General features: G+C 70.7%; 16 protein-coding genes and 1 riboswitch. Of the genes, 4 read left to right on the forward strand and 12 right to left on the reverse strand.

The window, feature by feature from the left end; translation table 11 throughout:
- Positions 1-146: 146 nt before the first annotated feature.
- The 4 genes from GA0115234_RS04315 to GA0115234_RS04330 all read right to left on the reverse strand — a co-directional run bounded on the left by GA0115234_RS04315 (position 147) and on the right by GA0115234_RS04330 (position 5,092).
- Positions 147-842: a GntR family transcriptional regulator gene (locus tag GA0115234_RS04315; protein WP_093539489.1), complete on the reverse strand. Its 696-nt coding sequence runs from the start codon at positions 840-842 to the stop codon at positions 147-149.
- A 223-nt stretch (positions 843-1,065) separates the two neighbouring features.
- Complete coding sequence (locus GA0115234_RS04320; protein ID WP_093539490.1) at positions 1,066-1,869, reverse strand: M23 family metallopeptidase; 804 nt, start codon at positions 1,867-1,869, stop codon at positions 1,066-1,068.
- Between the two features lie 12 nt (positions 1,870-1,881).
- A riboswitch (cyclic di-AMP (ydaO/yuaA leader) is annotated at positions 1,882-2,049 on the reverse strand.
- Positions 2,050-2,300: 251 nt separating this feature from the next.
- On the reverse strand, positions 2,301-3,683 hold the full coding sequence (locus tag GA0115234_RS04325) for a M16 family metallopeptidase (RefSeq protein ID WP_093539491.1): 1,383 nt from the start codon (positions 3,681-3,683) through the stop codon (positions 2,301-2,303).
- A gap of 26 nt (positions 3,684-3,709) precedes the next feature.
- Entirely contained in the window at positions 3,710-5,092 is a 1,383-nt protein-coding gene (locus tag GA0115234_RS04330) for a M16 family metallopeptidase (RefSeq protein ID WP_093539492.1), read from the reverse strand.
- Between the two features lie 270 nt (positions 5,093-5,362).
- Here GA0115234_RS04330 and GA0115234_RS04335 point away from each other — a divergent pair, with 270 nt between their 5' ends.
- Positions 5,363-7,813: a DNA gyrase/topoisomerase IV subunit A gene (locus tag GA0115234_RS04335; protein ID WP_093539493.1), complete on the forward strand. Its 2,451-nt coding sequence runs from the start codon at positions 5,363-5,365 to the stop codon at positions 7,811-7,813.
- A 30-nt stretch (positions 7,814-7,843) separates the two neighbouring features.
- On the opposite strand, the gene GA0115234_RS04340 is transcribed toward GA0115234_RS04335, so the two are convergent.
- Complete coding sequence (locus GA0115234_RS04340) at positions 7,844-8,977, reverse strand: CobW family GTP-binding protein (RefSeq protein ID WP_093539494.1); 1,134 nt, start codon at positions 8,975-8,977, stop codon at positions 7,844-7,846.
- A 21-nt stretch (positions 8,978-8,998) separates the two neighbouring features.
- The gene (locus tag GA0115234_RS04345) at positions 8,999-10,159 is read right to left on the reverse strand and encodes a citrate synthase/methylcitrate synthase (RefSeq protein WP_093539495.1); all 1,161 of its coding nucleotides are present in this window, start codon (positions 10,157-10,159) and stop codon (positions 8,999-9,001) included.
- 111 nt (positions 10,160-10,270) lie between these two features.
- On the opposite strand from GA0115234_RS04345, the gene GA0115234_RS04350 reads away from it, so the two are divergent.
- From GA0115234_RS04350 to GA0115234_RS04360, 3 genes are all read left to right on the forward strand, one after another.
- Positions 10,271-11,578: a citrate synthase gene (locus tag GA0115234_RS04350; protein ID WP_093539496.1), complete on the forward strand. Its 1,308-nt coding sequence runs from the start codon at positions 10,271-10,273 to the stop codon at positions 11,576-11,578.
- Between the two features lie 106 nt (positions 11,579-11,684).
- Positions 11,685-13,412 (forward strand): sensor histidine kinase, encoded by a 1,728-nt coding sequence (locus GA0115234_RS04355; RefSeq protein WP_093539497.1) that lies wholly within the window; start codon positions 11,685-11,687, stop codon positions 13,410-13,412.
- On the forward strand, positions 13,409-14,092 hold the full coding sequence (locus GA0115234_RS04360; protein WP_093539498.1) for a DUF7342 family protein: 684 nt from the start codon (positions 13,409-13,411) through the stop codon (positions 14,090-14,092). Before GA0115234_RS04355 ends, GA0115234_RS04360 begins: the two co-directional genes overlap by 4 nt.
- Before the next feature lie 64 nt (positions 14,093-14,156).
- On the opposite strand, the gene GA0115234_RS04365 is transcribed toward GA0115234_RS04360, so the two are convergent.
- The 6 genes from GA0115234_RS04365 to GA0115234_RS04390 form a co-directional block, all read right to left on the reverse strand.
- A complete protein-coding gene (locus tag GA0115234_RS04365; RefSeq protein ID WP_202553341.1) occupies positions 14,157-15,749 on the reverse strand; it encodes a solute symporter family protein in 1,593 nt (530 codons plus the stop codon).
- Positions 15,746-16,189, reverse strand: a complete 444-nt coding sequence (locus GA0115234_RS04370; protein ID WP_093539500.1) for a DUF485 domain-containing protein — start codon at positions 16,187-16,189, stop codon at positions 15,746-15,748. Before GA0115234_RS04370 ends, GA0115234_RS04365 begins: the two co-directional genes overlap by 4 nt.
- A 131-nt stretch (positions 16,190-16,320) precedes the next feature.
- The gene (locus tag GA0115234_RS04375; protein WP_093539501.1) at positions 16,321-16,998 is read right to left on the reverse strand and encodes a response regulator transcription factor; all 678 of its coding nucleotides are present in this window, start codon (positions 16,996-16,998) and stop codon (positions 16,321-16,323) included.
- Positions 16,995-18,158 (reverse strand): sensor histidine kinase, encoded by a 1,164-nt coding sequence (locus tag GA0115234_RS04380; RefSeq protein WP_093539502.1) that lies wholly within the window; start codon positions 18,156-18,158, stop codon positions 16,995-16,997. The genes GA0115234_RS04375 and GA0115234_RS04380 overlap by 4 nt, the downstream gene beginning before the upstream one ends.
- On the reverse strand, positions 18,155-18,673 hold the full coding sequence (locus tag GA0115234_RS04385) for a CcdC protein domain-containing protein (RefSeq protein WP_093539503.1): 519 nt from the start codon (positions 18,671-18,673) through the stop codon (positions 18,155-18,157). The genes GA0115234_RS04380 and GA0115234_RS04385 overlap by 4 nt, the downstream gene beginning before the upstream one ends.
- Before the next feature lie 181 nt (positions 18,674-18,854).
- Entirely contained in the window at positions 18,855-20,975 is a 2,121-nt protein-coding gene (locus tag GA0115234_RS04390; protein WP_093539504.1) for a DNA gyrase/topoisomerase IV subunit B, read from the reverse strand.
- Positions 20,976-21,389: the final 414 nt, after the last annotated feature.

A 21,389-nucleotide genomic window follows, 5' to 3' on the forward strand; every position in this document is an offset into this window, starting at 1 on the left:
TGCGTTGACCCACAGATCTCCGCATTCGCCTGCGGCCCTTTACGTTCGTCCCGAATTCCGGCACGCGAAAGCCAGTCGAGGCGGAATAGACCCCTGCCGGAATCACATCTCTGCACGGGCGACGTCATGTTTATACGGCGTAATTGTTAATGCCGGACGCCTGCGGTGTTTACGGAATGTTGCGAGGTCCTCACCCGGCCGGTGCGGGGAGCGGTGGACGGCCGGCGCAGCCGGTGCGCGGCCGCGGCCCGTTCCACGTGACGGGCGGCCAGTGCCCTGGCCCGGTCCGCGTCGCCGCGTGCCACCGCGTCCACGATGGCCCCGCGCTCGGCCCAGGAATCCACCGGCCGGGCCGGCTGCTCGACCACGTACATCCAGGCGATCTTGTGGCGCAGCTGGGCGAGCAGGGCGATCAGGCCAGGACTGCCGGAGGCCTGCGCCAGCGTCTCGTGGAACCAGCCGCCCAGCGAGCGCAGATCCTCGTCCTCACCCCGTCCGGCCCGCTCCTGGCCGAGCCGGACGAGACCGCGCAGCACCTTGAGGTGAGCCTCGGTGCGGCGTTGCGCGGCGCGCGCGGCACCGAGCGGCTCCAGCAGCGTCCGGACCTCCAGGAGGTCGGCCGCCTCCCGCTCGGTGGGCTCGGCGACGCAGGCGCCCGCGTGCCGGCGGGTGACCACGAAGCCCTCGGACTCCAGGGTGCGCAGCGCTTCCCGGACCGGCACGCGGGAGACCCCGTAACGGCGGGCCAGCAGTTCCTCCGTGAGACGGCTGCCGCGCCCGAAGACACCGGAGACGATGTCGTCGCGTATTGCCGTGCATACCGATTGCGCCGGAATGCGCATGTCCGAACCTCCGCCTCAATCCCCGCGAAACGCGGACGGCCGACGCCTGCTCTGCGACTCTATGGCAATAGGGCCGCATTTCCGATGCCGGGCGGGAATTCATGAATATCTTTTGGCCACGGGCGGTTCGGCGGACAGTCGCGGCCCGGAGCACGCTGCGGGCATGCCGAAGGCCCCGGCATGCCGCCGGGGCCTTCGACGAGGTGCTACGAGGCGGCGTCGGTCAGACGTTGACACCGTGGGCACGCAGATACGCGACCGGGTCCATGTCGGAGCCGTACGACGGGGTCGTCCGGGCCTCGAAGTGGAGGTGCGGCCCGGTGGAGTTGCCGGTCGAGCCGGAGAGGCCGATCCGCTGGCCCGCGCCGACGCTCTGGCCGACGGAGACACCGATCGAGGAGAGGTGGCCGTACTGCGTGTACGTGCCGTCCGTCATCCGGAGCACGATGTTGTTGCCGTACGCGCCGCCCCAGCCGGCCTCGACGACCGTACCGGCGCCGACGGCGACGACGGAGCTGCCGGACGCGGCGTGGAAGTCGATGCCCGAGTGGCTGCCGGAGGACCAGAGCGAGCCGCTGGACTTGTAACCGGTGCTGACGTAGGAACCGGCGACCGGGAGCTGGAAGGAGCCCAGCCGGGTGCGCTCGGCGGACCGGGCGGCGCGCACCTTCTCGGCGCGGGCCTCGGCCGCTCGCTTCGCGTCCGCCTCGGCCTTCGCATCCGCCTTCTTCTTGGCCTCGGCCTTGCGCTGGGCCTCCGCCTTCACCTTCGCCGCGGCGTCGGCCTGGTGCTTCTGCGCGTCGGCCTGGGCGTCGATCCGCTCGGCGAGGGTCTTGTCGATGGCGATGACCTGGTTGAGGCCGGTATCGGCCATGGCGGCGCCCTCGGAGTCCGCGGCGAGGGCGGGAGTGGCCAGGCCGCCGATGACGCCGGTGGTGGCCAGAGCCGCGACGCCGACGGCCTTCGCGCTCCTGCGCGTCAGTCGGCTCGGGGCACGGTGCTTCCCGGTGGCACGGGTGAACGCCATGAAGTGGCTGGTCCTTTCCTTCCTTCTCGCCTACCGGGTTAGCTGACGGGTTCGGAGCAGGAAGGTCTCCTACGGACGCCCCGGCCTCATCGAGAGTCGGGCGTCCGATTCACCCCAGGGACTGCGTGGGTCCCCGGCTCCCCAGGCTCGCGCCTGACGGGGACTCGGCGATGACTGTCCGGTACGTCACGGATGCGGCATACGAGTGGCGGACAGTCGAGCCGACGCTAAGCGGGGCCACTTTCATTCACCAAACGGACAGGCCGTTTTGTAGCGCATCCCACAGGGCAGACAGGCAACCTCCCCATCAGAACGGACAAAAGGGAAGACCCCGGCGGGATCCTGCCCGCAGGGGTCTTCTCTTTGCATCACTATGTGGCGATATGCCGGATCACTTCGACCGACAGGTGCGCGTCGGGCCGTGCCGGTCGTCAGCCGGTGACCACCGAGACGTCCCCGATGCCCAGAGCCCGGACCGGCTCCTCGATCCGCGCCGCGTCACCGACGAGGATCGTGACCAGCCGGTCACCCGGGAAGGCGTTGACCACCGCGGCGGTCGCCTCGACCGTGCCGGTCTCGGCGAGCCGGGCGTACAGGTGCGCCTGGTAGTCGTCGGGAAGGTGCTGCTCGACCTGGTCGGCGAGGGTGCCCGCGACCGAGGCCGCCGTCTCGAACTTCAGGGGCGCGACACCCACGAGGTTCTGCACGGCCGTCTCGCGCTCCTCGTCGGTCAGTCCCTCGGCCGCCAGCGTCCGCAGGACCGTCCACAGGTCCTTGAGCGCCGGTTCGGTGGACTCCGTGTCCACCGAACCGCTGATGGCCAGCATCGCGGCGCCGGTCGCGCCCGAGGCGGAGCCCGGAGCCGAGGACCGCAGCACCTGGGCGAAGGCCCGTACGCCGTACGTGTAGCCCTTCTCCTCGCGCAGCACACGGTCCAGGCGGGAGGTGAGCGTGCCGCCCAGGCAGTACGTGCCGAGCACCTGGGCGGGCCACACGCTGTCGTGGCGGTCGGCGCCGATCCGGCCGATCAGCAGCTGCGTCTGCACCGCGCCCGGACGGTCGACGATCACCACACGCCCGGTGTCGTCGGCCGTGATCGGCGGGACGGGGCGGGACTCGGCGGCCTCGCCCGACCAGTCGCCGAGGGTGTCGGCGAGCAGGGCGTCCAGGTCGATGCCGGTGAGGTCGCCCACGACCACGGCGGTCGCCGTGGACGGCCGTACGTGGGCGTCGAAGAAGGCACGCACGGCCGCCGAGTCGATCCGCTCCACCGTCTCCTCGGTGCCCTGGCGCGGACGCGACATCCGCGACGTGGCCGGGAAGAGCTCCTTGGAGAGCTGCTTGGCGGCACGCCGGGCCGGATTGGCCTGCTCGTGCGGGATCTCGTCGAGCCGGTTGCTCACCAGCCGCTCGATCTCGCTGTCGGCGAAGGCGGGCGCCCGCAGCGCCTCGGCGACCAGCCCCAGTGCCTTGGCCAGCCGGGAGGCCGGAACCTCCAGGGAGACCCGGACGCCCGGGTGGTCGGCGTGCGCGTCGAGGGTGGCGCCGCAGCGCTCCAGCTCGGCGGCGAACTCCTCGGCGGTGTGCTTGTCGGTGCCCTCGGACAGCGCCCGCGACATGATCGTGGCCACGCCGTCCAGACCCTCGGGCTCGGCGTCCAGCGGAGCGTCGAGGAAGATCTCGACCGCCACGACCTGCTGGCCGGGGCGGTGGCAGCGCAGCACCGTGAGGCCGTTGGGCAGGGCGCCGCGATCCGGCGCGGGGAAGGCCCAGGGCCGGGCGGTGCCGGGGGCCGGCTGCGGGTGGTACTGCATCGAAACTCCAGTCGCGGCAGCGTCGGTCACTTGCCCGCTCCTTCGTGCGCGTCGGTGTCGTCGGCGTCGGTCTCGTCGGTGTCCGCCGCGTCCGCGGGCTCGGCCGATTCGACCGGCTCGTAGACCAGCACCGCCCGGTTGTCGGGGCGCAGCTGGGCCTTGGCGACGGCCTGGACCTCCTCCGCGGTGACGTCGAGCACCCGCCGCACGGCGGTCAGGGCAAGCTGCGGGTCACCGAACAGCACGGCGAACCGGCACAGTTCGTCGGCGCGGCCTGCGACCGTGCCGAGCCGGTCCAGCCACTCGCGCTCCAACTGGGCCTGCGCACGCTCCATTTCCTCGGGCGTGGGACCCTCGGCGGCGAACCGGGCGAGCTCCTCGTCGACCGCGGCCTCGATCTCCGGCACCTCCACGCCGCCTGACGTCTTGACGTCCAGCCAGCCGAGCGAGGGCGCGCCGGCCAGCCGCAGCAGCCCGAATCCGGCCGCCACGGCCGTGCGGTCGCGGCGGACCAGGCGGTTGTGCAGCCGCGAGGACTCGCCGCCGCCGAGCACGGTCAGCGCGAGGTCCGCCGCGTCGCACGCGCGGGTGCCGTCGTGCGGCAGCCGGTAGGCGGCCATCAGCGCCCGCGCCGGGACCTCCTCGTGCACCTCCTCGCGCAGCTGCTCGCCGATGATCTCGGGGAGCGTGCCGTCGCGCGGCGGCTGCTTGCCGTCGTGGGACGGGATGGAGCCGAAGTACTTCTCGACCCAGGCGAGGGTCTGCTCGGGGTCGATGTCGCCGACGACCGAGAGCACCGCGTTGTTGGGCGCGTAGTACGTACGGAAGAAGGTGCGGGCGTCCTCGAGCGTCGCGGCGTCCAGGTCGGCCATCGAGCCGATCGGGGTGTGGTGGTACGGGTGGCCCTCGGGGTAGGCCAGCGCCGTCAGCTTCTCGAACGCCGTGCCGTACGGGACGTTGTCGTAGCGCTGGCGGCGCTCGTTCTTGACGACGTCGCGCTGGTTCTCCATGGACTCCTCGTCGAGCGCGGCGAGCAGCGAGCCCATGCGGTCGGCCTCAAGCCAGAGGGCCAGCTCCAGCTGGTGCGTGGGCATGGTCTCGAAGTAGTTGGTGCGCTCGAAGCTGGTGGTGCCGTTGAGTGAACCGCCGGCCCCCTGCACCAGCTCGAAGTGGCCGTTCCCCTTGACCTGGCCGGAGCCCTGGAACATCAGGTGCTCGAAGAGGTGAGCCAGGCCGGTGCGCCCCTCGACCTCGTGGCGCGAACCGACGTCGTACCAGAGGCAGACCGCGGCGACCGGGGTCAGATGGTCCTCGGAGAGCACCACGCGCAGGCCGTTGGCCAGGCGGTGCTCGGTCGCTGTCAAGCCGCCGGAGCCGGCCTGAGCGGTGGCCGTGTGACCCATGGGCATGTACGTCCCTTCGATCGCGATACTGGATTTCCTGCGAGACCTGCCACTTTAAGCAAGCGGACGGACACCTGGCGAAGTTCCCGTACGGCGGAAGTTCGCGTGAAAGGGGGGCGCGCGCCCCGCGCGACCGGTCGGAAAACCGCCCCGGCCGGGGCCGGGAACGCCCTTTGGGACGGGTCGAGGTCGGCGATGTCAGCGCGGCGGTCCACAATGGTCCGCGTCAGAACCTGAGGTTGCCCGAACAGAATCCGTGAAGGAGTCGCAGCAGCGATGGCCCGCCGCAGCACGAAGACCCCGCCGCCGGACGACTTCGAGGAGAAGATCCTTGACATCGACGTCGTCGACGAAATGCAGGGCTCCTTCCTCGAGTACGCGTACTCGGTGATCTACTCGCGGGCCCTGCCCGACGCCCGCGACGGCATGAAGCCGGTGCACCGCCGCATCGTGTACCAGATGAACGAGATGGGCCTGCGCCCCGACCGGGGCTTCGTGAAGTGCGCCCGTGTCGTCGGCGAGGTCATGGGCAAGTTGCACCCGCACGGGGACGCGTCGATCTACGACGCGCTGGTCCGTCTGGCGCAGCCGTTCTCCATGCGCCTCCCCCTGGTCGACGGCCACGGCAACTTCGGCTCGCTCGGAAACGACGACCCGCCGGCCGCCATGCGGTACACCGAATGCCGGATGGCCGACGCGACGTCACTGATGACGGAGTCGATCGACGAGGACACCGTCGCTTTCCAGTCGAATTACGACGGCCAGGAGACGGAACCGACCGTTCTCCCCGCCGCGTACCCGAACCTCCTGGTCAACGGGTCGTCCGGGATCGCGGTCGGCATGGCGACGAACATGCCGCCGCACAATCTGGGCGAGGTCATCGCCGCCGCCCGTCATCTCATCAAGCATCCGGGCGCGGACCTGGAGACCCTGATGCGGTTCGTGCCGGGTCCCGATCTGCCCACCGGTGGCCGGATCGTGGGCCTGGGCGGCATCAAGGACGCGTACGCCCGCGGGCGCGGCACGTTCAAGATCCGCGCGACCGTCTCGGTGGAGAACGTGACGGCCCGCCGCAAGGGTCTGGTCGTCACCGAACTGCCCTTCAGCGTCGGTCCGGAGAAGGTGATCGCCAAGATCAAGGATCTGGTCTCGGCGAAGAAGCTCCAGGGCATCGCGGACGTGAAGGACCTGACCGACCGCGAGCACGGCCTTCGCCTGGTCATCGAGGTGAAGAACGGCTTCGTGCCGGAGGCCGTTCTGGAGCAGCTCTACAAGCTCACGCCGATGGAGGAGTCCTTCGGCATCAACAATGTGGCGCTGGTCGACGGACAGCCGCTCACCCTGGGGCTCAAGGAGCTCCTGGAGGTCTATCTCGACCACCGCTTCGACGTGGTGCGCCGGCGCAGCGAGTTCCGCCGGGGCAAGCGCCGCGACCGGCTGCATCTGGTCGAGGGCCTGCTCGTCGCGCTGATCGACATCGACGAGGTCATCCGGATCATCCGGTCCAGTGACAATTCGGCGCAGGCGAAGGAGTCGCTCATCGAGCGCTTCTCGCTGAGCGAGATCCAGACGCAGTACATCCTGGACACCCCGCTGCGCCGGCTGACCCGGTTCGACCGGATCGAGCTGGAGAGCGAGCGGGACCGGCTCAACGGCGAGATCGACGAGCTGACCGCCATCCTCGAATCGGACACCGAGCTGCGCAAGCTCGTCTCCACCGAACTGGCGGCGGTCGCCAAGAAGTTCGGCACCGACCGGCGTACGGTGCTGCTGGAGTCGGCCGGTGCGCAGGTCGCCTCGGTGCCGCTGGAGGTCGCGGACGACCCGTGCCGGGTGCTGCTGTCCTCGACCGGCCTGCTGGCCCGCACCGCCAACGACGAGCCGATCGTGTTCGCCGAGGACGCCAAGCGTGCCAAGCACGATGTGATCGTGTCGGCCGTGCCCGCGACAGCCCGCGGCGATGTGGGCGTGGTGACGTCGACGGGCCGGCTGCTGCGGCTCGCGGTGATCGATCTGCCCCAGCTGCCGGACACCCACGCGGCGCCCAATCTGTCGGGCGGGGCGATGGTCGCCGAGTTCCTCACGCTGGAGAGCGACGAGTCCGTCGTCTGCCTCAGCACGCTCGACGAGGCCTCCCCCGGCCTGGCGATCGGCACCCTCCAGGGGGTCGTCAAGCGGGTGGTGCCGGACTACCCGGCCAACAAGGACGAGCTGGAGGTCATCGCCCTCAAGGACGGTGACCGGATCGTCGGCGCCGCCGAACTGCGGACCGGCGAGGAGGACCTGGTCTTCATCACCTCCGATGCGCAGCTGCTGCGCTATCCGGCGGCGCAGGTGCGGCCGCAGGGCCGGCCCGCCGGTGGCATGGCCGGGGTCAAGCTCACCGGGGACGCCGAGGTGATCTCGTTCACCGTGGTGGATCCGGCGGCGGACGCGGTGGTGTTCACGGTCGCGGGCTCGCACGGCACGCTGGACGACTCGGTGCTGACGTGCAAGCTCACCCCCTTCGACCAGTACCCGCGCAAGGGCCGGGCCACCGGTGGGGTGCGCTGCCAGCGCTTCCTCAAGGGCGAGGACGTCCTGGTGTTCGGCTGGGCCGGTGAGACGCCCGCCCGCGCCGCGCAGCAGAACGGCACGCCGAGCGAGCTGCCCGAGCCCGATCCGCGGCGCGACGGTTCGGGGACGCCGCTGGCCAAGCCGGTCGCGGTGGTCGCAGGCCCGGTGTAGCCGGTCGTCCGGGCGGGGCGTGGCGGCGCGCTACGCCTCGTCGGCTGCGTCGCGCCACGCGTCGTCGCCGGGCCGTTGTACGTACCGCAGGACGCCCCACATGCTTCGCTCATGTGCGGCGTCCTGCGGCGCGTCCGGGCCCGGTGCGGCGCTCTCGCGGCAGTCGGCCAGCTCCTTGCCCAGGGCCTCCGGAGCGAGTCCCGAGCCGATCAGCACCAGCTGGGTCCGGCGCGGTTCGTCGCGCTTCCAGGGCTGTGGGTCGAACCGCAGGAACCTGCCGACCGCGTGCAGGGCGTACTTATTGGCCCGGTCGCCCACGCCGAAGTCGACGAACCCCTTGATCCGGTAGAGGCCCTGCGGCCGGGAGTCGAGGAACTCCATCAGACGGCGGGGGTTCATGGGCACGTCCGCGCTGAAGGACACGCTGTCGTACGCGGCGTGGAGGTGGCGCGCGTGCCCGTCGTCGCCCTCGTCCCGCTCCTCCCTGAGCAGATCCTCGAAGGTGAGCTGACGCGCCTTCTCCTCACTGTCCGGCCGCAGCGCCGGGTCGAAGAGCAGCTCGGGGTCGATGCGTCCGTACGTGGCGCAGATGACGGCCGCCGCACCGCCGGCGGATTCACCCGTGCCGGCGATGACGTCCTGGATACGGGTCCGCTCCGCGTTCTGGACCCGGTCGGTCTTGTTCAGCACGACGAGGTCGGCGACGGCGAGATGGCGGTCGATCTCCGGATGGCGTTCCCGGGTGGCGTCGAACTCGGCGGCGTCGACGACCTCCACCAGTCCCCCGTACACGATGTGCGGGTTTTCGCTGGCCAGGAGCATCCGCACGAGTTCCTGCGGTTCGGCCAGTCCGCTCGCCTCGATGACGATCACGTCGAGACGGGCGGCGGGGCCGGTCAGCGTCTCCAGGAAGGTGTCGAGCTCGCTCGCGTCGACCGCGCAGCACAGGCACCCGTTGCCCAGCGAGACCGTGGAGCCGACCTGCCCCGAGACCGTCATGGCGTCGATCTCGATGGAGCCGAAGTCGTTGACGATCACTCCGATCCGGTTCCCGGCGCGGTTGCGGAGGAGGTGGTTCAGCAGCGTCGTCTTGCCCGATCCCAGGAACCCCGCAAGGACGACGACCGGGATCTGCTGCCTGCGGGGCGGGGACGACGGCTTCAACGGAGACCTCTCTCGGGGACCTCAGGGCACGGGGACCGGCTGCGGCGGGGGCGTACCGACGTAACGGGCCGCCGGGCGGATGATCTTCGAGTCCTCCGCCTGCTCCAGGATATTGGCGCTCCAGCCGACCACCCTCGCCGCGCAGAACGTCGGCGTGAACATCTCGCGCGGCAGCCCGCACAGCTCCATGACGACTCCGGCGTAGAACTCCACGTTGGTGTGCAGCTCCCGGCCCGGCTTGAGCTCGGCGAGGATCGCCTCGACCTGGCGCTCGACCTCGACGGCGAAGTCGACGAGCGGGCCGCCGAAGCCCTGGGCGATGCCCCGCAGCAGCCGTGAGCGGGGGTCCTCGGTGCGGTAGACGGGGTGTCCGAAGCCCATGATCCGCTCGCCCGCGCGTACGCGTTCGCGGATCCAGCCGTCGATGCGGTCGGGGGTGCCGATGGCGTCCAGGGTGTCGAGTGCCCGGCTGGGAGCTCCGCCGTGCAGCGGTCCGGAGAGCGCGCCGACGGCCGCCACCAGGCAGGCCGCCACATCGGCACCCGTGGAGGCGACGACGCGGCCGGTGAACGTCGAGGCGTTGAACCCGTGGTCGACGGTGGAGATCAGATACTGCTCCACGGCCCTGACGCGTGCGTCGTCCGGTACGGAGCCGGTGAGCATGTAGAGGTAGTTGGCCGCGTGGGGCAGGTCGTCGCGCGGCTCGACCGGTTCGAGGCCCCGGCCGAGCCGGTGCAGGGCGGTGAGCACGGTGGGGACGGCGGCGCAGGCGGCCAGTGCGTCGGCGCGGCGCCGGTCGGCGTCCAGGTCGTACACCGGCCGGAAGCCGGCCGAGGCGCCGAGGAGCGAGAGGGCGGTGCGCAGACCGGCCAGGGGTCCGGAGGCGCCGCCGGCGCGCGCTATGGCGGGCAGGGCTTCGCGCACCTCGGCGGGCAGCCGGCGCAGGGCGGCGGTGCGGGTGGCGAATTCGGCACGGGCCTCGGCGTCGGGCAGTGTGCCCTCGGTCATCAGGTACCAGACGTCCTCGAAGCTGCGGGTCCGTGCCAGTTCGATCGCCGAGTACTGCCGGTAGTGGTAAAAGCCCTCACGTCCTCGGACGTCCCCGAGGGCCGTGTCGGTGACGACGACGCCCGCGAGTCCTCGGGGTACGTCGAGCGGGGTTCCGCTGGTCATGGTCGGCATCTCTTCCTCCGTGGGCGTCCCTGCCGGGCTTGCTGATATTGATTTCGACCATCCACGATTGATATCAATCCTGTCAACATTGATTTAATCAATATGGATACGGTGGGCGGCATGAAGGATCAAGCAGCGCCCGGCGGCGGTACGGAGGCGACCTCGCCACGGCGGCTCAGCACCCGGGAGGCGGCCGAGCGCCTCGGCGTGAAGCCCGAGACGGTGTACGCGTATGTCAGCCGGGGCCAGCTGAGCAGCAGCCGCGCCCCGGGCGGACGCGGCAGCACGTTCGACGCCGCGGAGATCGACGCGCTGGCCCGGCGCACCGGCCGCAGGACCCCCGCCCCCGCCCCCGGCGACCTGGTCTTCCGCACCGGCATCACGCTGATCGAGGACGACCGCTACTACTTCCGCGGCGTCGATGCGACCGAGCTGGCCCGGCGGTACGCCTACGAGGAGGTCGGCGAGTGGCTCTGGACCGGCGAGCTGCGGCCCGGCATCCGGTTCACGGCACCGGCCGAGGCGCTGGCCGCGGCGCGCCGGGCGGTCGACGCGCTGCCCGCGCACAGCGGCTCGACGGACCGGTTGCGCGTGGCGGTGGTCGCCGCGGCGACCACCGATCCGCTCCGCTTCGACCTCTCGCGCGAGGCGGTGCTCGCCGCGGCGCGGGGCCTCGTTCCGACCCTGGTCGGTGCGCTGCCCATGGCCGCGGACGCACCGTCGGCGGCCGAGGGTGCGCCGGACGCGAGCGGCGCCGGACTGGCCCGGCAGCTGTGGCCGAAGCTCACCGCCCGCCCGGCCGACGAGCCGTCGGTCGCCGTGCTGGACACCGCCCTCGCCCTGCTGATCGATCATGATCTCGCGGCGTCGACACTGGCCGCCAGGGTCGCCGCCTCCGCCCATGCCCATCCGTACGCGGTGGTCTCCGCCGGGCTCGGAGTCCTGGAGGGCCCGCTGCACGGGGCGGCGAGCGGGCTGGCGCACCGGATGCTGACCGAGGTCCTGGAGCGGGGCTCCGCGGCCCCGGTGGTCGCCGACCATCTCCGTACCGGACGCAGGGTGCCCGGACTCGGCCACCGCCTCTACACCTCGGAGGATCCACGGGCGCGGACGCTGTTCGCCCTGCTCGCCCAGATGCCGCAGGCGGCCGGGGCGCTCGCCGCGGCACGCGACGTGGTCACCACAATGGCCCGGCACGCGCCCCTGCACGCCAATGTCGATCTGGCGCTCGCCGTGCTCTCGGTCTCCTGCGGTATGCCGGCGGAGGCCGGTGAGACGGTGTTCGCGGTGTCCCGCACGGCCGGCTGGATCGCCCATGCCCTGGAGGAGTACGGGGAGCGGCCGCTACGGATGCGCCCCAGCGGCCAGTACGGCGGCCCCCGTCCCCCGCAACCGCTGCCCGTTCCCTCGGGCGAACCATCGCAATAGCCGCGCGGTGGCGGGCTGGACCGGTCCTGCCCGCCGGGCCCGCTCACGCACCGGGCGAAGCGAGGGAATTTCGGAAAGCGCCGGAATGCCCTTTACCGTTCATACGATGAGCGCTCCACCGCCCACCACCAGGAGAGGACGCCGGTTCGGCTGGCCGCAGCGGGTCTTCTCCCAGGTCCTGCTGATGCAGCTGGCCATCGCCACCGGCGTCACCGTGCTCGCCACCGGTCTCTTCCTGGCCCCGCTCAGCGCCCAGCTCGACGACCAGGCGATGCGCCGCGCCCTGGCCATCGCGCAGAGCACGGCGGCCGAGCCGCACCTCACCGAGTCGCTGCTCACCACGGCCCCGTCCCCCACCGGACCCGTGCAGTCCGCGGCCGAGCGGGTCAGACGGGCCACCGGGGCCGAGTACGTCGTCGTCATGGACCGGCGCGGGGTGCGCTGGTCGCACCCCGACGCAGACGAGATCGGCAGGGTCGTCTCCACCGACCCGAGCGACGCGCTCGCGGGCCGGAACGTCATGGAGATCGACAGCGGGACGCTCGGCCGCTCGGCCCGTGGGAAGGTGCCGCTGCGCGACGAGGCGCAGCACATCGTGGGCGCCGTCTCCGTCGGCATCGCGTACGACAGTGTCCGCGCCCGGCTCCTCGCCGCGATTCCCGGGCTGTTCGCCTACGCGGGCGGGGCGCTCGCCGTCGGCGCGCTGGCCGCCTATCTGATCTCCCGACGCCTTCAGCGGCAGACCCACGATCTCGCGTTCTCCGACATCTCCGCGCTGCTGACCGAGCGCGAGGCGATGCTGCACAGCATCAGGGAAGGAGTCGTCGCACTTGACCGGACGGGCAGGATCCGATTGCTGAACGACGAGGCACAGCGGCTGCTCGGGCTCGGCCCCGACGCTGCGGGCCGCCCGCTGGACGCCGTGCTCGGCGCGGGCCGGACGGCCGACGTACTGGCGGGGCGGGTACTCGGCGACGATCTGTTGACGGTGCAGGGCACCCGGGTCCTGCTCGCCAACCGGATGCCGACCGACGACGGCGGCGCCGTCGCCACCCTCCGCGACCGCACCGAACTCGAACACCTCGGCCGCGAACTCGACTCCACACGCGGCCTGATCGACGCGCTGCGGGCTCAGGACCACGAGCACGCCAACCGGATGCACACGCTCCTGGGGCTCCTGGAACTGGACATGCACGAGGACGCCATGGAGTACGTCACCGAGATCGTGGGCGTCCAGCGGTCGACCGCCGAGCAAGTCACCGAGAAGGTGCACGATCCACTGCTGGCAGCGCTCCTGGTCGGCAAGACGACGGTGGCGGCGGAGCGCGGTGTCGCACTGCGCATGGCACCGGGGACGCTGCTCCCGGACCGGCTGGTGGACCCGCGCGGGCTGGTCACGGTCGTCGGCAACCTCGTGGACAACGCACTGGACGCGGCCGCCGGAGCGGACGGCACCCTGGTCGAGGTGGGCCTGCGCGCCGAAGCCCGTACGGTGGTGCTCCGGGTCCGCGACAGCGGCCCCGGGGTTCCGGCCGGGCAGCGCGAATCGATCTTCACGGAGGGCTGGTCGACGAAGGAGATCCCGGCGCACGGCAAGCGCGGCCTGGGCCTCGCCCTGGTGCGGCGGCTGGCGGAACGGCAGGGTGGTGGTGTCACCGTCGACGGGGCCGCGGACGGCGGCGCCGAATTCACGGTCGTCCTGCCGGAGGCCCTTGCCGCCCCGGAGCTGACGGAACCGGAAACGACGGAATCCGAAACGGCCGGCGCCTGGGCCTCGGGGACCGGACCGGACATGACCGAATCGAATACCGGCATCGCGGGAGAAGCTCAGTGATCGAGGTCCTGGTCGTGGACGACGACATCCGGGTCGCGAAGGTCAACGCGGCCTATGTCTCCAGGGTGCCGGGATTCCGGGTGACCGCCCAGGCGCACTCCGCCGCCGAAGCCCTCGCCACGATCGAGAGTCGGCGCGTGGACCTGGTGCTGCTGGACCACTACATGCCCGACCGCAACGGTCTGGCTCTGGTGCGGGAGCTGCGCAGGCTCGGCCATCACACCGATGTGATCATGGTGACGGCGGCGCGCGATGTCGCCACCGTGCAGGAGGCCATGCGGTACGGCGCCCTGCAGTACCTGGTCAAGCCGTTCGCGTACGCGGGACTGCGCACCAAACTGGAAGCGTACGCGGCGCTGCGCCACACGCTGGAACGCGGCGGCGAGGCCGAACAGGGTGAGGTGGACCGGCTCTTCGGCGCCCTGTGGGCGGCGGGCGAATCCGATCTGCCCAAGGGGCACTCGCCGACGACGGCGGAACTGGTCCGCCAGGCGCTCCGCAGCGCGGACGGGCCGCTCTCCGCGCAGGAGATCGCGGAGAGCGCCGGCATGAGCAGGCAGACGGCCCAGCGCTATCTGAAGCTGCTGGAAAGGACCGGCAGGGTGCGGCTGACGCTGCGGTACGGCGAGACGGGCCGCCCGGAACACCGCTACACCTGGTCCATCGGCGGGCAGACCTGACCGGTCCCGTCCATAGGCTGCGGGCCCGGGACGCGGCAGCGTGGGATGCGGTGGCGCGGTGGGGCTACACCGCGCCCGCTCCGGTCAGCGCGCGGACCTCGGTCTCCGCGTGCTTGGCCTCGTCGGGCGGATCGGCCGAGGTGACCGTACCGACCCAGCCGGCCAGGAAGCCCAGCGGGATGGAGACCAGTCCGGGGTTCTCCAGCGGAAAGAGCTGGAAGTCGACGCCGGGGAAGAGCGAGGCGGGGCTGCCGGAGACCACCGGGGAGAGCAGCACCAGCAGCACGGCCGGAATCAGCCCGCCATAGACGGACCAGACCGCTCCCCGGGTCGTGAAGTTCCGCCAGAACAGGGAGTAAAGCAGCACCGGAAGGTTGGCCGAGGCCGCGACGGCGAAGGCGAGCCCCACCAGGAACGCCACGTTCAGGTCCTGGGCGATCAGACCGAGTCCGATGGCGGCCGCCCCGATCGCGGCCGCGGCCACTCTGGCCACGGCGACCTCGCTGTACTGCCTGGAGCCCGGACGCCTGAGGGAGGCGTAGAGGTCATGGGCCACGGAGGCGGACGAGGCGAGCGTGATCCCCGCGACGACCGCGAGAATGGTCGCGAAGGCGACTGCGGCGACCACGGCGAACAGGATCGCGCCTCCGGTGGACCCCTCGCCGCCGCCGAGCTCCATGGCCAGCAGCGGGATCGCCGTGTTGCCCGCGGCGTTGGACGCCCGCACATCGGCCGAACCGACCAGGGCCGCCGCCCCGAATCCGAGCACGATCGTCATCAGGTAGAAGCTGCCGATGAGCCCGATCGACCAGACGACCGAACGGCGGGCCGCGCGGGCGGTGGGCACGGTGTAGAACCGCGACAGGATGTGCGGCAGCCCGGCGGTGCCGAGCACCAGGGCCAGCCCCAGGCTGATGAAGTCGATGCGCGCGGTCCACGTACCGCCGTACCGGAGGCCCGGCGCGAGGAACCGGCTTCCGTGCCCGCTCCGTTCGGCGGCGGAGTCGAGCAGGGCGTTGAAGTCGCCGTGGAAGCGGACCAGGACGAGAACGGTGAGCACGACCGCGCCCGCCGTCAGCAGCACGGCCTTGACGATCTGGATCCAGGTGGTGGCGCGCATCCCGCCGAGCGACACATAGATCACCATGAGCGCGCCGACGCCGATCACGGTCCAGGAGCGGGCGGCGCCGCTCGTTCCGCCGAGCAGCAGGGCGACGAGACTGCCCGCGCCCACCATCTGTGCCACCAGATAGAGCACGGAGACGGTGACGGACGACGTGCCCGCCGCGATCCGGACCGGCCGCTCGGCCATCCGCGCGGCCACCACGTCGGCGAGCGTGAACCGGCCGCAGTTGCGTACCAGTTCGGCCACCAGCAGCAGGACGACGAGCCAGGCGACGAGGAATCCGACCGAGTAGAGCATGCCGTCGTAGCCGAAGAGGGCGATCAGACCGGAGACGCCGAGGAACGACGCGGCCGACATGTAGTCGCCGGCGATGGCGAAACCGTTCTCCATGGAGGAGAACAGACGGCCGCCCGCGTAGAACTCCTCGGCCGAACCGTGGCGGTTGCGGCTCACCCAGGTGGTGATGGCGAGCGTCACCGCGATGAAGGCGCTGAACAGCAGGAGCGCCAGCGTCTGATGGTTGCCGTTCAACGCCCGACCCCCCGCGTCATCTCCTGCGTATCCCACCGCAGTTCGAGTGCGGCCCGGTCCCTGCGCAGCCGTGCGTGGCGGGCGTACGCCCCGGTGAGGAGGAAGGTCGTGAGGAACTGCCCGAGCCCCGCGACCATCGCCACATTGACCGCCCCCGCCACCGGGCGGGCCATCAGTCCGGGCGCGGTGACCGCGGCGACGACATAGACGAGGTACCAGACGCCGAAGGCGAGACTGGCGGGGACGACGAACCGCCGGTACCTGCGGCGCACCTCCTGGAACGCCTCGCTGCGCTGCACTTCCAGATAGATGTCGGCCGCGCTGTGGCCGCGCCGCGGGTCCGCGGGCCCGGGTGGTCCGGCGGGAGCGAAGCTCCCCGTAGCGTCCGGCTCGCCCCGTCCGGAGGCCGACGTGTCGTACCACGGGTCATCGAGTCGCATCGCTGCGGCCTCGCGCCCTGCTTCCTTCTCCACGGAACAACTCCCCTTGTCCACGGACCACTTCGGCCGTGTACCCAAGAATGGGCAGATCGGGAAGATCGCGGGCGCCCCATGTGCCGGTCTTCACCTCTTCAGGTGACGGACGAACCGGGCGGTTGTGCGAGGCCCCGAACGTACGCGTAGCGAACGGCCTGTGCCCGGTCACGCACTCCGGCCTTGGCGAAGAGATTGTTGATGTGGCTCTTCACGGTCGCCTGCGAGATGTGCAGTCCGCGGGCGATCTCCAGATTGGACAGGCCCTCCGCGATCAGCACCAGCACTTCCAGTTCACGTGGTGTCAGGCCGTCGGGCAGCTCAGCCTCGGGCTCCGGTGAGGGCAGCGGCGGGTCCGTGGTCACACGCTCCAGCAGACGGCGCTGCACGCTCGGCGACAGTCCTGCTTCGCCGGACAGCACGGCCTGGATGGCCCGCACGATCTCCTCGCCCCCGGCGTCCTTGGTGAGGTAGCCGCGGGCTCCGGCCTGCAGCGCGGGGAAGAGCGAGTCGTCGTCCGCGAAGGTCGTGAGCACCACCACCTGGGTCCCCGGGTGGTCCCTGCGGATCCGCCGGGTCGCCTCCGCCCCGTCGCACCGGGGCATCCGCAGATCCATCAGCACGACATCGGGGGACAGCTCGGCCACGAGCGCCACGGCCTCCTCGCCGTCCTTCGCGGATCCGACCACCTCGATTCCGGGCAGCAGCCCCAGCAGCATCACGATCCCTTCGCGCACCACCGACTGGTCGTCGGCGACCACGACCCGCGCGTTCACGCGGGCACCCGCAGACTCACCACGAAACCCTCCTCACCGGGGCCGGCCTCCAGCGTCCCGCCCATCAGCTCGGCCCGTTCCCTCATCCCCAGCAGACCGTATCCGGAGCCACTCCCGGACAGGGCGCCCTCGGGCCTGTGTCCACCCGAATCCCTGACCTCCAGGGCCACTTCGTCCGGCAGATACTCCAGCCGTACGAGCACCCTGGCCCCCGGTGCGTGCTTGCGCACATTGGTCAGGGCCTCCTGCGCCACCCTCCGGACGGTCTGCGACGCCTCGGCGGTCAGCGTCCGCCGCTCACCCACCACACTGACCTGTGCCGGCTCCACGGCCACCAGCTGCCGCAGGAAGTCCTCCACGGGAGAGACCTCACCCCTGAGCGCGGAGAGAGCCTGACGGGTCTCCGCGAGCCCCTCACGCGCCATGGAGCGCGCTGCCACGACCCGCTCCAGCACCCGGTCCCGGAACTCCCCCGCGGGCTCCCGCTCGATCAGCAGCCGCGCCGCCTCCAGATGCACCATCTGGGCGGAGAGGCTGTGGGCGAGCACATCATGGATCTCCCGCGCGATCCTGGCCCGCTCGTCCAGCGCGGCCGTCTCGGCCTCCGCCTCCCGGGCCGCCCGCTCCTGCGCGAGGAGCCGCTGGGCGTTGCCCCGTGCCTCGGCGTCGAGCCGGAGCACGTAGCCCGCCAGCGAGAGCCCGGCCGTGGACATGGCGGTGGAGAGCCAGCCGCCGGTGTTGACGGCCGCGTAGGCGCCGAATGCGACGGCTGTCGCCGGGAGACCCGCCGCGAGCGGCAACCGCTCCAGCGCGGTGACCGCGCAGCCGCCCCACAGGATCAGCGCGAGCAGATCGGCACCGGCCTGCTGCGCCCCGAGCGCCGTCACCATCAACAGCGTCAGCAGTCCGAGCGACGGCCACAGCCGGTGCTCCAGACTGGTCCGGAAGAAGGCCCACGCGGCGAACGCGCACCCCAGTACGCCCAGCAGCCCGAGCGCGACCCCCCAGGGCCCGAACCGTCCACCGCTGAACGTGCCCCAGAGCATGGCGGTGAGCAGCCCCACCCGGACGGACCAGGTGAGCACCCTGCGCGGACGGGTGCGGGCCGCCCTCGTCAGGGCTTCTCGGGTCGGCCAACTGGTCCAGGTCGTACGCGTCACACGCGGTCCTTCCACGCCGGTCGCGGCGTCGTCCCCCCGGCGGAGCCACCGTACGCCGGAGCCATCCGCCCTGCCCGCCACATCAGGGCACCGCCGCGCGCCGCCAGCGTGACCGCGAGGGCCGACAGCAGGGCCGGGGTGCCCTGGTCCATGCCCATCAGCGCGGCGGCCCCGTAGAGGGCCGCCCGCAGCACCAGTCCCCCGATCCAGACGAAGACGGTGGCCCTGGTGCCCTTGCTCCACAGCGAGCCGTCCGCCTCGCGCCACAACCGGGTGGTCCAGCCCCAGGCGACGCCCGTCACGAGCCCCACCACCAGCTCCGCGCCCAGGACCGCCATGGACAACGCGGTGTGATGCGGGTCCACCAGTCCGGGCTCGCGCAGCGACAGGACGAGGAGGATGCCCGGCAGGATCCACCAGCGCCGGTCGTCCGAGATCTGTCGTGCCGAGCACTGGCGCACGACGACGACAGCGATCACTGCGCCGATCACCAGAATGTTGACGAGCCCTGACATGGCGGCCTCCGGGGTGCGGGAAGGTTGAACGCCTTCGACGCTACGGAAACGGCCGGGTCAGGGGCATCGGCTCAGGGGTTGACCGTGGGTGGAGAAGCCGTCTCCACCCGTGGGTGGAGACGGCTCCGCTCAGACATGGTGAGTGCGTCGGCTCACACGTCGAATCGATGCACGCGTCGGCTCAGACGTCGATGCGCGAACGGTCCAGAGTGGCGGCGGAGCTGGTGATGAACTCCTTGCGCGGCGCCACCTCATTGCCCATCAGCAGATCGAAGACCTGCTCGGACGCTTCCAGGTCTCCGATGTTGATCCTCCGCAGGGTGCGGTGGCGCGGATCCATCGTGGTCTCCGCCAACTGGTCGGCGTCCATCTCGCCCAGGCCCTTGTAGCGCTGGATCGAGTCCTTGTACCGGACGTTCTTCCGCTGTAGTTCCAGCAGCCGCTGGCGCAACTCGTTGTCCGAGTACGTGTAGATGTACTTGTCCTGGCCCTTCTTCGGCTGGACCAGCTCGATCCGGTGGAGCGGGGGCACCGCGGCGAAGACCCGTCCCGCCTCGACCATGGGACGCATGTACCGCTGGAAGAGCGTCAGCAGCAGGACCCGGATGTGCGCGCCGTCGACATCGGCGTCCACCAGCAGGACGATCTTCCCGTAGCGAGCGGCGTCGATGTCGAAGGTCCGCCCGGACCCGGCTCCTATGACCTGGATGATCGCGCCGCACTCGGCGTTCTTCAGCATGTCCGAGACTGACGCCTTCTGGACGTTGAGGATCTTTCCCCGGATCGGCAGCAGCGCCTGGAACTCGCTGTTCCGGGCGAGCTTCGCCGTACCGAGCGCGGAGTCGCCCTCGACGATGAAGAGTTCGCTGCGGTCCACGTCGTCGCTGCGGCAGTCGGCGAGCTTCGCCGGCAGCGAGGAGGACTCCAGCGCCGTCTTGCGACGCTGCGCGTCCTTGTGCTGACGGGCCGCGATGCGGGTCCGTGCGGCCGCGACGGCCTTGTCGAGGACCGCCCTGGCCTGGGCCTTAGCGTCGCGCTTCGTCGAGGTCAGGAACGCCTTGAGCTCCTTGGCCACGACATTGGCGACGATGCGGTTGGCCGCCGAGGTGCCGAGCACCTCCTTGGTCTGCCCCTCGAACTGCGGCTCGGCCAGCCGCACGGTGACCACGGCGGTGAGGCCCTCCAGAGCGTCGTCCTTGACGATGTCGTCCTCGGCGACGCGGAGCAGCTTGGCGGAACGCAGGGCCTCGTTGACCGTCTTGGTCACGGAGCGCTCGAATCCGGTCACATGCGTGCCACCCTTGGGGGTGGCGATGATGTTGACGAAGGACTTGAGATTGGTGTCGTATCCGGTGCCCCAGCGCAGGGCGATGTCGACCGTGAGCTCACGCGTGACCTCGGTCGCCGTCATGTGACCGCGCTCGTCCAGGACCGGCACGGTCTCCTTGAAGGTGCCCTGCCCGGTCAGGCGCAGGACGTCGCAGACCGCCTTGTCCTGAGCGAGGTACTCGCAGAATTCGCTGATCCCGCCGTCGAAGCGGAAGGTCTCCTCGGTCTTGCCCTCGCCGTCGAGCCCTCGTTCGTCACGGACGACGATCGTGAGGCCGGGAACAAGGAAGGCCGTCTGCCGCGCCCGCTGGTGGAGCGTCTCCAGGTTGAGCTTGGCGTCCTTGAGGAAGATCTGCCGGTCCGCCCAGTAACGCACCCTGGTGCCGGTGCGCGTCTTCGGTACCCGCTTGCCCTTGAGCAGGCCGTTGGCCGGGTCGAACGGGCTGTCCGGCCCCTGTTCGGTGAAGATTCCCGGAACCCCGCGCCGGAAGCTGATCGAGTGTGTCGCGCTGTTGCGGTCGACCTCGACGTCGAGCCGGGCGGAGAGCGCGTTGACGACGGAGGCACCGACGCCGTGCAGGCCGCCCGACGCGGCGTACGAGCCGCCGCCGAACTTTCCGCCGGCGTGCAGCTTGGTCATCACGACCTCGACGCCGGACAGGCCCGTCTTGGGCTCGACATCGACGGGGATGCCCCGCCCGTTGTCCCGGACCTCCACGGAGTTGTCGTCGTGGAGGATGACCTCGATGTGATCGCAGTAACCGCCCAGGGCCTCGTCGACGGAGTTGTCGATGATCTCCCAGAGGCAGTGCATGAGGCCGCGGCTGTCGGTGGACCCGATGTACATCCCGGGGCGCTTGCGAACCGCTTCGAGCCCCTCGAGTACGAGCAGATGCCGCGCGGTGTAGTTGGAACCGTCTCGGTCTGCTCCGGTCAGCAGCGCAGTGGACGGCACGGACGTATCGGCGGTCACGCGGTTCGCTCCTCGCTGAATTTCATTTGGGGCCCAGTGGGTAACGGGCTCGGCTTCGGTCGCCGCTGAGAGGGTACCGAGGCCTGGTAGAGCGGTTGTAACGCCACCCTTCGACAACGCTCACACTAGTCCAGCCTCGCATACACGTTCGATCCCTCGTAGGAGTGACGCGAACATCACGTTCCCTTCCACGCATGAACCATTTAGGCTCCGGGCACGTCCTCATAACAAACCGGCAAGCCAGCCGGGAGGATCCCACCAAGACAAGCAACGCGAAACCGTAGCGCTACGCAATACGGCACATTCGCCGCCAACCGGCAACAGACAGCCATCTTGAGAAGAAGTTTCGAAGAAAAGCCACGAGCGGGAACGTTTTCGGCCTGGTTGGATGTTGACCCTGGTACGACAGCTCGT

The organism is Streptomyces sp. DvalAA-43 (genome assembly GCF_900091725.1).
GTDB lineage: Bacteria > Actinomycetota > Actinomycetes > Streptomycetales > Streptomycetaceae > Streptomyces > Streptomyces pulveraceus.

Excerpts from the sequence above, each read along its gene's own strand:
- GA0115234_RS04335 (WP_093539493.1), top strand. The coding sequence starts at position 5,363 with ATGGCCCGCCGCAGCACGAAGACCCCGCCGCCGGACGACTTCGAGGAG.
- GA0115234_RS04325 (WP_093539491.1), bottom strand. The coding sequence starts at position 3,683 with ATGCAGTACCACCCGCAGCCGGCCCCCGGCACCGCCCGGCCCTGGGCC.
- GA0115234_RS04385 (WP_093539503.1), bottom strand. The coding sequence starts at position 18,673 with ATGTCAGGGCTCGTCAACATTCTGGTGATCGGCGCAGTGATCGCTGTC.
- GA0115234_RS04370 (WP_093539500.1), bottom strand. The coding sequence starts at position 16,189 with ATGCGACTCGATGACCCGTGGTACGACACGTCGGCCTCCGGACGGGGC.
- GA0115234_RS04330 (WP_093539492.1), bottom strand. The coding sequence starts at position 5,092 with ATGCCCATGGGTCACACGGCCACCGCTCAGGCCGGCTCCGGCGGCTTG.
- GA0115234_RS04315 (WP_093539489.1), bottom strand. The coding sequence starts at position 842 with ATGCGCATTCCGGCGCAATCGGTATGCACGGCAATACGCGACGACATC.
- GA0115234_RS04345 (WP_093539495.1), bottom strand. The coding sequence starts at position 10,159 with ATGCCGACCATGACCAGCGGAACCCCGCTCGACGTACCCCGAGGACTC.
- GA0115234_RS04320 (WP_093539490.1), bottom strand. The coding sequence starts at position 1,869 with ATGGCGTTCACCCGTGCCACCGGGAAGCACCGTGCCCCGAGCCGACTG.
- GA0115234_RS04350 (WP_093539496.1), top strand. The coding sequence starts at position 10,271 with ATGAAGGATCAAGCAGCGCCCGGCGGCGGTACGGAGGCGACCTCGCCA.
- GA0115234_RS04355 (WP_093539497.1), top strand. The coding sequence starts at position 11,685 with ATGAGCGCTCCACCGCCCACCACCAGGAGAGGACGCCGGTTCGGCTGG.